This is a genomic window from Bradyrhizobium sp. U531 (genome assembly GCF_051710265.1).
Classification (GTDB): domain Bacteria; phylum Pseudomonadota; class Alphaproteobacteria; order Rhizobiales; family Xanthobacteraceae; genus Bradyrhizobium.
In genome coordinates this window covers 331,782-345,109 of the sequence record NZ_JASVEN010000006.1, presented here as the reverse complement: position 1 = coordinate 345,109, position 13,328 = coordinate 331,782, and the positions used below count along the sequence as shown (strand labels likewise).

The following is a 13,328-nucleotide window of genomic DNA, read 5'->3' as shown; positions in this document are numbered from 1 at the left end:
AAGTCATCCCGGGATCCAACCCTCGCGGCCAATCTCAAGCGTCTGGTCGAACGGTGACGCGGGGCAATACAATGCAGCCATTATCGTCGACGACCCGCAGCCTGCGTAACCTCGTGACGAGCTGGCGAAGGAGGGTCATAAGGTTCGCCCGACTGTTGTCAGCGAGCTTCTGCGCGGCATCGGCTACAGCCTGCAAGCGAACAACAAGACCCGAGAAGGCGGCCAACACATCGATCGCGACGCGCAGTTTCAATTCATCAACACGCAGGCCAGGACGTTCCTTGCGGCGAACGAACCGGTCATATGGGTCGACACGAAGAAGAAGGAACTGGTACGCAATTTCAAGAACAACGGCCGGGAATGGCGTCGCCAGGGCAGGCCTGAGCTCGTCAACATTCAAGACTTTATCGGTCCCAAGCTAAACCGCGCCGTGCCGTACCGCATGTACGGCATTATCAATAATGTCGGCTGGGTCAGAGTCGGCACGGACCACGACACCGCCAGCTTCGCGGTCAATGCGATCCGCCGATGGTGGCGAACGATAGAAGTGTCATCCGACAGTCAAACGCCCGATGATCACGGCTGAGGCCGGCGGCAGCAACGGGATCTTGTGTGCGCCTGTGGCAGGTCGAGCTTCAAACTGGCGGAGAGCTCAAGTTGCCGATCACGGTTTGCCACCTGCCGCGCGGCACCATCAAGTGGAACAAGATCGAGCATCGTCTCTTCTCCTTCATCACCATCACTGGCGGGGAAAGCCACCGCGTAGCTATCGCACGATCGTCCAGCTGATCGCCTCGACGACAACAGATGCCGGCCTCAGGTGTGCGCCGAGCTGGACAAAAGGAGATATCTCGCCGATTGGGGGTCTCTCACGATGACCTGGGCAAGTCGCGGCGTAGGTCGCTGCAAGGGCCGGAATACATGCGCCTGATGCGCAAGAGGACCAAGCAGGCTAGCGTCACCATTTTAGATCATAGTCCTGCGCTCGAACTGCTCGTGGACGACAATGGCGCCGTTGCTGGCGCCAGCGGCCTGCGCCGGCAGAAGCATGATTGCTGGACCGTGCGCGCCGAGGCGGTCGTAATTGCGACCGGCGGCTGTGCGCTCCTTAGCAAGATCCTGGGATCGAATGTTCTGACCGGCGATGGCTATCTGATGGCAGCGCAGGTCGAGCGGATGATGCAATGACACGGTATCCGCGCCACGATGGCGCCGCCGCGCCGGTGATCGCACCGAAACCTGATCGCACGCGACGTCACGGCGGATGCTCCGAACCGCGTCTGGCTCGCTGATATCACCTACATCCCGACCGCGGAGGGCTGTACCATGCTAGTCGAGCGCACGACGCGCTTCACGATGCTATTGCACCTTCCCCGGTTGGCGCGCATGGCGAAGCTCCGCGGGTGAAAACGGACCTGCGCTCGCTGGACACGGGGCCGAAGCCGTGCGCGACGCTATCACGGCGCACCGTCATCACCTTGCCCCAAGAGCTGCGTCGCTCGGTAACCTGGGATCAGGGAGCCGAAATGGCTCAGCACGATCGTCTCATGATCGATGCGGGTATCCCGCCTAACGGTTCGGCCGTCATCGGCCGCCTCGGCGAATCTTCTGGGCAGCAAAAATGCATCCGATCAAGCCAGGCCGCCGCGCCCGCCAGGGCGTGCGAGTCGTTATTGGCTCCGCCGATTGTGTCTGCAGTGCCGAGAAGCGACTCATGCTCTTCTTCTACGGGTCTTCTCAATTCATGGGCTCTCTTTTGCCCGTTCTTGGTCTTTCGATCATGCCGCGCCGGCTGTTGAAGGTCTGGTGTTAGAAGCGAAGCGAACGTTAGGGTTCCGATTCTGCTGTAAATATATGACCATTGGTAAAGTCCCGGCAGGACTGCGACCCAACGGTCATGAGCGCCGGAAGTGTCTTCGTTCGCCCGGTAAAATCCCTTATTTCTGAGGCTTCCCGGTCTTCACAGTTCCAGTTTGCGCGTTATAGTTGCATCATGGCGTCGACTGCATCTATAGCTTCTTTTTTCCAACATTCACCGTTGATTCGGGGTTGACAGAATATAAGGAATTCCCTATATGCTTGTTTCGTTCGAGGATCCCGGATTGGGAGACGCGGCCGATGAGTTGGAGCAACTTGGGCACAATTTCGCTTGCGAGATCCTGCTCTACCTTCAGAAAGTCCACAGCGGATCGGTGGATAGCAGGGATCTGCTGCCCTTCTATACGTATAGAGGCGTGGAGATGTTCCATGCTTCCGCGGCGGCTAAGTTTGCGATCTTTGCTGTCGAAATTGATGATGATGGCGATGTGACGGTAACGCTAATGCTCGCGGCTGAGCATGGCGTGCCGATGTACGCTGGAGGGTCTTCCTGGAATGGCGGCGATTATAACGCTTTGAAGACCGGAATACTGAATGCGCGAGCTTCAGTTTGGTTCGTATGAAGAGTGGAGGCCGCAATGGTCAAACTCAAAATCGACAAAAGTCACAAACGTAGAGTGCGAGCCGTTGCTGAGGTTAGCAGTAAGGGGCGTGGTCGTTCGCTTGCTGATCTGGTCGAAAGAATCGAAAGAGCTGATGCAAGCCTTGCAGCTGAAAAGGAACTGTCGAGTGCGGCAATGCGTGCTGGGCAACTAGTTCGGGCCATGCGCAAGGATGCCAGATTCTCTCAGTCACAATTGGCGGATAAGTTGGGTATTAGCCAGGCTCGAATTAGCGAAATCGAATCGGGAGTCGGGACCCAGGGGCCAACTTGGGATCTGATGGAACGAATTTCGGTTGCATGCGGCAAGACGCTTGGCGTTGCTGCCTCTAGCGATGACCTAGAACTCGCGGCGCACATGCCAATGGCTGTTTAGTCTGATCCGTCGATGAGAGCCTGAGATACATGGCGTACTCTTGGTGGGACGCTTTCAAAGACGTGCTCGGCGCCGCGAGTCCAGTATGTATCGCCGTGCCGTGGTTCAGAGATTTTTGGCTGCGCGCTCACAGATCGAAACTCGAGCGAGTCGAGGCAACAGGACGGCTTGGCAGGCTGAAGGCGTCTGTCGAAGGTTCAATCCGTCAGAAAATTGAGTCCCCCAAGCTGGCCGACATAGTGTGGACCACACTTGGGCTAGTGCTAATGTTCATAAGCTTCTTGATTGCCATCATTCGAGGCCTCGCTGATCTCTTGGGCGGAACTTAATGCAGCGTTCCCCCAATGAAGCGTGCGTTCAGAACACTGGTCGGCATCTGCGCGCGGTAGTTGTTGCGGCATGTTTCTCACCAAAGCCAGAACTGCGCTAAGCCGATGATAGCTCCGCGGGCCAGGCTGACGCGAACCTGCAACCAGAAGGCCGCGTGGTGTAGATCGCCAATCAGATGCGCCAGCAACAACAGCGCTTCAGCTTTGGTGGCGACATTGAAGGCCGACGGGGAGGGGCGTTTCAACAGCACGGCGACCGCAGCATCAATTGCGGCTACGATGTCATGCTCGTTGGTGCCTTACGGTCGAAACGGCCTCGCTGGATCGCGACGTTATCAAAATGATAGGTGGTTGTGACATCCCATCTCTTCCTCAAACTCATGACCGTGATCGTTGCGGTGCGTCGTACCTGCACTGCACGAAATTCCGCGAAACATACGCTCATACGCTTCCATCAGGCCATGATGGTCCACCAAGGCTTTGCAAGGCGCCTCAAACGCGTCCTCGACAATGTATTTAAAACTAATGTCCGCCTGTTTGTGGACGCTCTTCACGCAATCTAGCCAGGGCCTGCCGTCCGCAGGTCAGCGCCCAAGATCGAGGCGACCTGAGCTTTGTTTTTCGACACGCGGCGGCATGCGCGTCGCCCGAACACGCCAAAACTTAGTCGCGTGGACATGGTACGCCTCGGCGTATCGGTCGCATGACCACCTGCGATGTGTCGCGGCTTGCGGGCATCTCCATCCGCATCTCCGTGAACGAGATCGCCTCATATCCTTCATCGCCCATTCGACGGAGCAACTCGTGAAACCCTTTGCCCTGCAGCGAGAAATTGTCATCGTTGATGGTGACCAGGGTCTGCGTACCTGCCAGCATAGCTGCCGTCTTTCCATAGCGCCGCGATCGCATTCGAGGAGTAGATGGCAGTCGGACGCCAGTATCGGCGCGAGCCGCCGAAGCTCTTGAAGGCAACTTGCCGTGCAGTGGCGCGAAGGCGGCGACCTCCTCGGCCGAGGAGGAGACCAGCGTGTCGAGAATGGCGAACCCCAGCTCGGTTGCGACGCGCAGCTGCAACAGATTGTGGTCGGCCGCATCGTCGGCGCGCCAGTCGTTGTACCAGACTGTGTTCGGCGGTAAGAGCGCCAGGAAGCCCGTCCAGAAGAATTCGCATTGGAATGTCGAGATACCGTCGACGCTCGTGGTCTTCCGTCTCGCGGTGCGCAAATGCCAGCGGCCGTCGCACCAGACTGTCCAAACCTGATCCAAAGCGTCGATGTTCGGATCATCAAGCGCCAAGCGCACATTGCCCGAAGGCTCAAGTCTAATGCTCGCCGCGTATCTTGTCAGATAGGCAGAGTAGTCGATGACAACCGGTCGCGACGCGGCCACAAGCTGCGCACGCCGTCCCAACGTGGGGGTCGGCCATGCTCCCGACAATGGCAACGGTCGGACGCAACAGCGGCCCAACTATGCGGTATCGGTCGAGACGCTCGTGTTGCCGTCAAGTGCCGCCACCTCCGAACGCAGCTCAAGCCGCCGCGTGCGCCGTATCGGATGACCCGTGCGTCGTAAGCGTCGTTCTGCTCCCACCTTCTCGCGGCGCATTGGATAGGTGAGTTTCACGATCTCTTTGAAGGGATCGGCTTGTGTCTATGCTTGACCATACGCTTAAGTCGGACGCGACGGCGCGCCGGCTGGAAGTGATCACGGAGACGGGACGCCGTCGTTGGTTCTCCAAGGACGACAAGGCGCGGATCGTCGAGGAGACGCTGGTACCAGGCGCCGTCGTTTCCGATGTTGCCCGGCGACACGGGCTTGCCCCACAACAAGTGTTCACCTGGCGTCGGCAAGCACGCCGGTTGCCGACGTCGATGGCTGACGATCCGCCGTTTGTACCGGCGGTGGTAGAGGCCATGGTACCGGCCGCGGCTGTTAGCCGTGAGCGCAAGACAGCGCGACGTAAGGCCAAGCCTGGTGTCGGGGGCATCGAGATCGAAGCCAAAGGCGTCACTATCCGGGTCGGCCGAGGCGCGGACGTGGCGCTGATTGCGGCCATCGTCCATGCGCTGAAGGCAAGCCGATGATCGGCCCGTCCGGCAATGTCCGGGTGATGGTGGCAACCAAGCCGGTCGACTTCCGCAAGGGAATGGAGGGGCTTGCCATGTTGGTACGCGAGCACATGAAAGCCGATCCGTTCTCGGGTGCTGTTTATGTGTTCCGTGCCAAGCGGGCAGACCGGATCAAGCTGATCTTCTGGGATGGTACGGGCTTGTGCCTGTTCGCCAAGCGGCTCGAGGAAGGCGTCTTCCGCTGGCCGAAGATCGAGGATGGCGTGATGCGTTTGTCGGCGGCGGAATTCTCGGCGCTGATCGAAGGGCTTGATTGGCGGCGTGTCCACGCGGCACGGGAAACGATCGTCCCGACGCAAGCTGGATAATTGTGGCCCGCGCTGCGGCGAAGTGAATCAGGGGGCATCGAGCACGTCGTCAGGCGGGCGCGAATATGCTGTGATTTGCCTGTGAGCGATAATCTTCCTGATGATCCAGAGACGCTGAAGGCGATGCTGCTTGCCGAGCGGCATGAGAGCGAGCGGCTGCGCCAGATCATCAAGGAGCTGCAGCGTCATCGCTTTGGCCGGAAGGCAGAGTCGCTTCCGGAAGAGCAGATGCTGCTGGGCCTCGAGGACGTCCAACAGGTCGCAGCCTGTACGGAAGCCAGCCAGGACGAGACAGCTCCGGAAGGTCGCACCGAACGGGCGCGCAAGCGCCGCGTCAATCGCGGAGCACTACCGGCGCATCTGCCGCGGATCGAGGTCGTGGTCGACCTCGACGCCAAAACCTGTCCCTGCTGCAAGGGCGACCTGCACCAGATCGGCGAAGACAAGAGCGAGCGGCTGGACATGGTGCCGGCGCAGTTCCGCGTTGTCGTCACCCGACGTCCCAAATACGCCTGTCGAGCCTGCGAAGATGGCGTCCTGCAGGCCGAGGCTCCGGCCCGGCTGATCGAGGGCGGCCTGCCGACGGAGGCAACCGTCGCCCAGGTTCTGGTGTCCAAATATGCCGATCACCTGCCGCTGTACCGGCAGACCCAGATCTATGCCCGCCAGGGCATCGCTCTCGATCGATCGACACTGGCGGACTGGGTTGGGCATGCCGCCTTCCATCTGCGCCCGCTGCATGAGCGCCTTCTCACTGTGCTTCGCGCGAGATCCAAGCTGTTCGCCGACGAGACGACGGTGCCGGTGCTCGATCCCGGTCGAGGGCGCACCAAGACCGGCCAGCTCTGGGCTTATGCCGCCGACGACAGGCCCTGGGGCGGCCTCGGTCCGCCCGGCATCGCCTACGTCTATGCACTCGACCGCAAAGCCGAGCGGCTGTTCAGCCATCTCGCCGGCTTCAAGGGCGTCCTGCAGGTCGATGGCTACAACGCCTACCCAAAGCTTGCCGAACGTGGCGAGGTGGAGCTCGCCTTCTGCTGGGTGCACATGCGGCGCAACTTCTACGAACTCGCGACAGCCGGCCCCGCTCCGATCGCGAGCGAGGCGCTCAAGCACATCGCCGCATTCTATGCGATCGAGAAGGAGATCCGCGGCTGCAGCGCCGAGGAACGTCGCCTCGTGCGGCAGCAGAAGAGCCGGCCTCTGGCCGACGCCTTCGAGGCCTGGTTGCGCGCCAAGCTGGCTCTCATCAGCCAGAAGATCAAGCTCGCCGATGCCATCCGCTACGCCCTCTCGCGCTGGCAAGGACTGACGCGCTTCATTGACGACGGCCGGATCGAGCTCGACAACAACACCGTCGAACGATCGATCCGCGGTATCAAACTTTGCCGTAAGAATGCACTATTTGCAGGATCCGACGGCGGCGCCGAGCATTGGGCCGTCGTCGCGTCCCTGGTCGAGACCTGCAAGATCAACGACGTCGATCCGCTCGCCTACCTCACCGACGTCCTGACCAGGATCGTCAACGGACATCCAAACCGAGACATCGACCTGCTACTGCCCTGGGCCTACCGCGATCAAGCCCTCAAAGCCGTGGCCTGAGAACGACGCTTACCGTGCGTCTCGCCCTCGGGCAAGTCGTTGGCGAGCATCTCCGCCAAAACGATGGCGTCGTTTGCGAGAAAGAAGCGCACCGTGCCGCCAGCGCCTGGCTCGATTGGATGTTGCGATGTAAGCGACGCGTTTGGAATGGAAAGTCTGCGACCCGCCATCGTGATGATGTGGGTCTGCTCTTTGGTCTTTCGATCCCGATCGACGTATCCGATCAGCCCGACCAACGTTGGTTCTGCCATGGACTTCCCCCCGGCGTCTTTCTCGCATCGATTGCGATCGTAAGGGTGTGCCAGTATTTGGTAACTTCGCCGGCGCACCCGAGCCGGGGATTACGGGGGCCACTGACGCGCTTCAGCGCGTCGGTCCTTCACATAAATTGTCGAGCTCGAATGTGTATTGGGCAATCAGATGCTTCGCGACCAGCATAGCGTCCAGCCGCAGATAGGATGGCGCGCTTGAAAAAACAGGATCGTGCAGCAGCCCCTCGCTCGCCCGAAGGGTCAACGCTTCCAACACAGCGCTGCGTACCAACGCATCGTTCTGTTGCGATGCGAGCAGACGATCCACCGTGAATGCATCCTGGGCCGCCAATGCGACCGCGAGCGCGCGGAACAGCGGCTGCAGCCCTTCGTACGACCAATGGTTTGCCGCATAGCGCGCAAGCACAACCGTCGATCTAGTCTTCTCATCCGCGCGGCCCAAAATCGACGCCGCTAGTGCATGCGCGGCCGCGATATCCGTGACCTCGATCACGCTCACTCCGGTCAGCGGATCGGTCGCGCGCGCCGGCATAATGCGCAGCTGGTAGTCAAGACTGCTCTCCAACGCCTTGACCCAGCGGTCCGGCAGCTTACTCCAGCATCCAACGTCCCTGATCTGCGAGCCGTAGAGCGCGATGCGGTCCTGCTGCATGCGCTCATCGAGCCGTTTCAGCAGCATCGATTGCTCCGACGGCTCGAGAAAGCCCCCCTGCGCGCTCAGGATATTGGCGGCCATGTCCGCATCCAGGTCTGAGCAGGCAACGTGACTACCAGTAATGTGAAACGCGCAGCGTTCGAGCCCACCCTTCCACGATGATCGAAACTTGAGCACGCGGGCAAAGCGTGGCAGCCAGATCGGATCGATCCAGATCGGCTCCCCTATAGCGATGAATCGGAAAAAGCGGATGATCCAATCGAACTCGGCCTGGCCGAGATCGCCGTGGCGCGCGAGCAACAACAGGGCCGGGAGCGCCCAGCTGCGCGCACCGTCGCCCTCGGCATCACGTCGATCGGTTACGCGCGCGATCAGCCACGTCAGCATTCCGGGGCCGTTGCCGACGCCCGCGGCACCGGCCCCGGCGGCAAAAAAGGCCGCGAGCTTTTCGGCAAGCTCACACCAACTCCGCGCGCAGGCGTTCAGCCGCGGAAACGTCGCGGTATCTGCCGCGACGTCGAGGCGCGGGCCCTTCGCCACATCCTCGAGAAAGCGCATATACGCGAGCCAGTCCGCCTCGCGCACCACACCTTTCTCGGCGCGGATCGAGACCAAAAGTATAGCCGCCTCTAGCGCACGTCGCCGCAGATCCGGGTCAGTGAGCTCGCGATAAGCGAACGCGAGGCCGACGAGATATATACGGATTGCCTGATCGGAGAGCTCGCTCAAACCAAAGTCGAGATGGGTGGCTGGATTCGTCACCGTATAGAGCGCCTCGACCTCTGGCCCCTGCTCAAGGAAGAAGACGGGCGCGCAGGCGCGCTTGCGATCGATGAGTGCGGCCTCGACCGCGAACTGATAGTCACGTGCACGGTCGCGACGCGGCTCGTTCGCGGCGCATACCGAGCCCAGCCCGTCGCGCGCAAGCGCGAAATCTACTCTGCGCTGCGCTTCCCGCGACAGCTCCGGCCACAGCTTGAACTCCCAGTTCTCTCTTCCCTCGATCGTGTGCGTCGCAAGTCCACCGATCTGACCGGCGAGCAACTCGGCGCGTTGCGCGATGCGCCGTTCGTCCCAGCGGGGGGAGGGGGTGGCGAGATCCGTCACCGCGAGCGGGAATTGCACGCCGACGTTGATCCCTTGCGGCACGAGCGAGGCCATCCAGGGCGGCCCGGCCCGCATCTCGACCCACCCTTCGGGGCCGACGGTCAGATGATATTGCAGCAAAAATAGCAGGCCGCCGGTCAGCAGCGCGAGGGTCGCGCTCCATCCTACGATTCGGCGCAGCCGAGACGCAAACGCCCGGCGCGGCTCCGGTGCCTTGGGTGGCGCGATTGCGTCCGCGGTCCATGTCAATCCGACCCTTCCTGCTCCGTAAATCTCTGGGGCCTGGCGCTTTCCCCCGGCATAGACATACGCCAGTTGCTCGGTTCGCTCGCGAGCGAACACGAACAGGCTGGCGAGGTCCGTACGTGGCCCTCCCGCTTCGGACGGTGCGGCAGCGAGCGTGTAGAATGCACGCTCGGTGACCGCTTCGTGCAGCGCGATCGTGAACAGCCCGCGTCCAAGCGCGGGGTGCTCGTAGGCAAGCTCCGCGGCTGCTGCACCGGCCATCACCAGCACGGCGCCTGCATCGAGATCGGCCTCAAGAGCGCGATGCAGGTCTGCCGCGACCCCGCCGGCGTGACAGAAATCCAGGATGGCCGTCACGCGGCGCGCGCCGGCCATCCGGATCAGATCGGCGAGATCTGCACCTGTGAGGTCGACGGCCCCCGGGCGGGCCTGGAAGGTGCAAAACCATGATTGGCCATTGGCTTCGTCACCGTGACCTGACAAGATCAAGCACAGGTTGAGGGCGGCGTCTTGCTTGGAGTCTCTTGTGGCGGCGATATCGGCAAACACTTGCGCAAGGTTCTCGCGCGTAAGTGCTTCATCTGTAACGTCGGTCCGTCGGTCGCAGGAGGCGAGTTTTACGAGCGCAGAGCCAAGGCCGAGTGCGCCTTCGACTGCAAACTGAAGTCGCACACGTGATCCCATGTAGAGGGGATCGGAGAAGCGATCGGCTGCGAGAATGATCAGGATTGATGCGCAATCGGGAGGGAGGGACATATGACCGGCGGGGTTGTCTTGGCTAGCGCTTTGGCCGTTTTTCTGGTTGGCTTGTTCGGTGGTGCCGTGGCAGAGCTCGTTCATTGGTACGGTTTGCGCACCAATCCACGATTTCCCGAGTACTGGAGCAGCATTAAGTACTGGACCATCACCGTCGCGATGATCCTTGTCGCCGGTATTTTCACCTGGCTGAATTTCGGGAGCCAAGCACAGGCCCTCACGGCATTTCAGATTGGATTGCTTACACCGCTAATTCTTCAAAAAGCAATCGCGAGCGCCGCCGGAGGCGAGACCGCACGATCACCGCGTGCGAATGTCACCGACTTCCTGCGCGGGTGAGCTTCGCCGCACTTCTCCCCATCGCCACGACCCAGCCCCGCCAGCAAGGCCAGACGGACGCGCGCCGGGATTCCAAGCGTCAGGTTATAGGGTCCATGCCGAATAAGGCCACGCAGGGGATGGTTGTCGAAGCTACTACCAGCTGTCCCCCCGTCAGCACCCATGAGACAAATTGAGGGTCTTCACGGAGGGAGGATTTCTGGTTCATCGTAGCCGCAAGGAGCGAAGATGAAACAGAAATCCGGACCGAGCAAAGCGCCGGCAGAGCAAGTGCTGAAGGACATTCGGCGTCAGACGCGCCGGCAGTATTCGGCGGAGGAGAATATCCGCATCGTACTGGAGGGCATGCGCGGTGAGGAGAACATCTCCGAGCTGTGCCGCCGCGAGGGCATCGCGGCTTCGATGTACTACGGCTGGTCGAAGGAGTTCCTCGAGGCCGGCAAGCGCCGCTTGGCAAGCAACACGGCCCGTGCCGCGACCTCCGGCGAGGTGAAGGATCTTCGTCGAGAAGCCATCGCCTTGAACCACAATCCGTAGACCCGAGCCAACCAAATCCGGCCGTAGTTAGATGTAAAAATATCTGTGATTGACGAGGGTTATGACCTTATTTGCCCATAAGCGCCCATAGCTGACCTTGCAACATTTTGTATGCCCCCGTTGTGCCCGCCGTGGATTTTCCCTTCGGGCACAAAAACGGGGGGAGGTCTGAGACCCCGTTCTGTTTGGGTCTGTGGATCCTCCCTGCGCGGGCACACAGCAAGGGGAAGGTCTGAGGCCCGGTTCTGTTCGAGGGCTGACCGCTCTTCTTGCGGGGCACATCAGGGCACTGAGAGAGGGAATGGATCATGACGGAGCCGGCCAACCAGCTGACACTCACCGATGCGGTGATCCGCGACGCAACGCTGCCGCCGGGTAAGGCGCAGCATTATCTCCACGACGACAAGCTGCCCGGCCTTGCCTTGCGCATGCGCGCCACCGGCGGCCGAACCTGGGTCTACCTCTTCACTAAGCCGGGGGTGAGGGGGACCCAGCGCAAGACCCTCGGCGCGTGGCCCAAATATAATGAAAAGGCCGCGCGCAAGGCCGCCACTATCGCGGCAGGCGAGGTCGTCAAGGGCTTGACCCGAACGATGCGAAGCGCGAGGCGAGGCGGCAACAGGCAGCCGATAAGCAGCGCACCACGCTCGCGGCCCTCATTGAAGATGGTCCCTACCAGACGTCCTTGACCGAACGCCAAGTCGTCAACTGGAAGCCAGCAATGTCGGCCCTGCGGCGCGGGCTCAAGGATCACGCCGAGAGCGGCGTGGGGGACCTGACGCGGCGGCAGATCATGGCCGCGGTCGACAAGATTGCCAAGACCGGCAAACGCGGTGCAGCCAAGGACCTGCGCAAGCACGTGCATACCTTGCTCGAATGGTGCGTCGGCGAGGGCTATGTTGAGCACAACGTGCTCGCCGGCTATCGCGCGCCCAAGGAAACCCGCGCGCAAAGGGTCGGACGCCGAACGAAGGGTCGCGCGCTGACGGATGAGGAAATCATCAAGGTCTGGGATGCGTCCGGCAAGCTCGGGGCTTTCGGTTTCCTGGCACGCATGTGCCTGCTCGGCGGCCCGCGGCGCAGTGAGCCTACCATGATCGAGTGGCGAAAGCACATCATGGACGACCGGATCACGTTCGATGCGGCGTGGACCAAGATGGGGCTGCACCACGACGTGCCGCGCACTCATCTGGTTGACGAGGTGCTCACGGCCGCGAAACATTTCCAGCGCGCGACGTCCGACTATGTCTTCCCGTCACCGAAGACCGGTGGGCAGATGTCGGGCTTCACCAAGATGGTCAACCGCCTGGTCAAGGAAGCGGGCGTTGCCAAGTTCACCATGCATGACTTCAGGCGCAGCTTGCGCACCATCATGTCGCGCTGTGGCTACGACAACGAAATCCAGCGGTTGTGTGTTGGGCAGAAGCCAAGCGGAATCGATCAAGTCTACAATCACGACGAACAGTGGATCATCCGCAAGATGGCGTTCGAGGCGGCTCACGACTACATTGCAGAGCTGGTTGGCGCGAAACGCATCGGGAAGATCGTGCGCCTGCAGCGGACGAATCCGCTTGACCCGATCAAGGCCGAGCTACTCGGCCGTCTCCGTGAGCACTATGCGGCCGAGGCGACCTAGTCGTCTTATCGCACTTGGCCAGATAGTCCCGCACCGCATCGACACGATAAAGGGGTCGGCCATCGACGTAGCGCCATTTCAGCGGGTGGTTCGGATCGCGCCGCCACTGCTCCAGCGCTCCGGGCGTGCGCCGGATGACCGCGGCCGCCTCTAATGCCGTTAAATTAGAGCTGCCCGGCAGCGTATCGATATCGAAGGTCGCGGGCGGCGGCATGCCACGGTTCTTACGACGGCGCTTCGTGGCGTGTGGCATCTTCCGACTATTTAGTAGCTCTAACGCCTCGTTCGGAACCTTTGCGTCCTTGCCGCTCATGCCTCAGTCCCGAACCGCGATCGGTCCGAGCCGATAAGATCGTACGCTGCTCTAACAGGAAAGAAATCAAGTTCGCAGGTGCGGCTGCTGGGTCGCTCTGGCGTACAAATAGGACGAACCGCTTCGATTCGTCTGGGACGCGCCCGGGAGCCCCTTCGCTTCATCCCGAGCGCATAGGTTCAAAATCCTCCCCTGAAACGAAGTTTCTTCTGAATAAAATCAATGGATTATCCCGCCTTCGGCG

Annotated in this window: 10 protein-coding genes and 5 pseudogenes; 11 read left to right on the top strand and 4 right to left on the bottom strand. The window is 61.1% G+C overall.

The window, feature by feature from the left end; all coding sequences use genetic code 11:
- Window positions 1–121: 121 nt before the first annotated feature.
- From QRQ56_RS26700 to QRQ56_RS26680, 5 genes and pseudogenes are all read left to right on the top strand, one after another.
- A pseudogene (locus QRQ56_RS26700) lies at window positions 122–818 on the top strand (ISAzo13-like element transposase-related protein); the annotation flags it as partial.
- Between the two features lie 58 nt (window positions 819–876).
- Window positions 877–1,167, top strand: a pseudogene (locus QRQ56_RS26695) (FAD-binding protein); the annotation flags it as partial.
- A 114-nt stretch (window positions 1,168–1,281) separates the two neighbouring features.
- Window positions 1,282–1,565 (top strand): annotated as a pseudogene (locus QRQ56_RS26690) (IS30 family transposase); the annotation flags it as partial.
- Window positions 1,566–2,075: 510 nt separating this feature from the next.
- Window positions 2,076–2,441, top strand: coding sequence for a hypothetical protein (locus QRQ56_RS26685; RefSeq protein WP_354112417.1), 366 nt, complete (start codon window positions 2,076–2,078; stop codon window positions 2,439–2,441).
- Between the two features lie 15 nt (window positions 2,442–2,456).
- Window positions 2,457–2,855 (top strand): helix-turn-helix domain-containing protein, encoded by a 399-nt coding sequence (locus tag QRQ56_RS26680; protein WP_438744137.1) that lies wholly within the window; start codon window positions 2,457–2,459, stop codon window positions 2,853–2,855.
- Between the two features lie 406 nt (window positions 2,856–3,261).
- Here the strand turns inward: QRQ56_RS26680 and QRQ56_RS26675 are convergent, their stop codons facing one another.
- Both QRQ56_RS26675 and QRQ56_RS26670 read right to left on the bottom strand, forming a co-directional pair.
- A complete protein-coding gene (locus QRQ56_RS26675; protein WP_438744135.1) occupies window positions 3,262–3,435 on the bottom strand; it encodes a hypothetical protein in 174 nt (57 codons plus the stop codon).
- A gap of 412 nt (window positions 3,436–3,847) precedes the next feature.
- Window positions 3,848–4,480: a hypothetical protein gene (locus QRQ56_RS26670; protein ID WP_438744133.1), complete on the bottom strand. Its 633-nt coding sequence runs from the start codon at window positions 4,478–4,480 to the stop codon at window positions 3,848–3,850.
- A gap of 356 nt (window positions 4,481–4,836) precedes the next feature.
- Between QRQ56_RS26670 and tnpA the strand changes: the two genes are divergently transcribed.
- From tnpA to tnpC, 3 genes are all read left to right on the top strand, one after another.
- Window positions 4,837–5,268: an IS66-like element accessory protein TnpA gene (tnpA, locus tag QRQ56_RS26665; RefSeq protein WP_438744132.1), complete on the top strand. Its 432-nt coding sequence runs from the start codon at window positions 4,837–4,839 to the stop codon at window positions 5,266–5,268.
- On the top strand, window positions 5,265–5,621 hold the full coding sequence (tnpB, locus tag QRQ56_RS26660; protein WP_438744130.1) for an IS66 family insertion sequence element accessory protein TnpB: 357 nt from the start codon (window positions 5,265–5,267) through the stop codon (window positions 5,619–5,621). The genes tnpA and tnpB overlap by 4 nt, the downstream gene beginning before the upstream one ends.
- Before the next feature lie 123 nt (window positions 5,622–5,744).
- A complete protein-coding gene (tnpC, locus tag QRQ56_RS26655; protein ID WP_438744282.1) occupies window positions 5,745–7,223 on the top strand; it encodes an IS66 family transposase in 1,479 nt (492 codons plus the stop codon).
- Here tnpC and QRQ56_RS26650 read toward each other — a convergent pair.
- Window positions 7,199–7,474: a hypothetical protein gene (locus tag QRQ56_RS26650; RefSeq protein ID WP_438744128.1), complete on the bottom strand. Its 276-nt coding sequence runs from the start codon at window positions 7,472–7,474 to the stop codon at window positions 7,199–7,201. The genes tnpC and QRQ56_RS26650 overlap by 25 nt on opposite strands.
- 112 nt (window positions 7,475–7,586) lie before the next feature.
- Window positions 7,587–10,343, bottom strand: a complete 2,757-nt coding sequence (locus QRQ56_RS26645; RefSeq protein WP_438744127.1) for a caspase family protein — start codon at window positions 10,341–10,343, stop codon at window positions 7,587–7,589.
- Here QRQ56_RS26645 and QRQ56_RS26640 point away from each other — a divergent pair.
- The 3 genes and pseudogenes from QRQ56_RS26640 (at window position 10,326) to QRQ56_RS26630 (ending at window position 12,771) form a co-directional block, all read left to right on the top strand.
- Entirely contained in the window at window positions 10,326–10,598 is a 273-nt protein-coding gene (locus tag QRQ56_RS26640) for a hypothetical protein (protein WP_231188926.1), read from the top strand. The genes QRQ56_RS26645 and QRQ56_RS26640 overlap by 18 nt on opposite strands.
- A 228-nt stretch (window positions 10,599–10,826) precedes the next feature.
- Window positions 10,827–11,120 (top strand): annotated as a pseudogene (locus tag QRQ56_RS26635) (transposase); the annotation flags it as partial.
- Window positions 11,121–11,443: 323 nt separating this feature from the next.
- Window positions 11,444–12,771 (top strand): annotated as a pseudogene (locus QRQ56_RS26630) (tyrosine-type recombinase/integrase).
- Window positions 12,772–13,328: the final 557 nt, after the last annotated feature.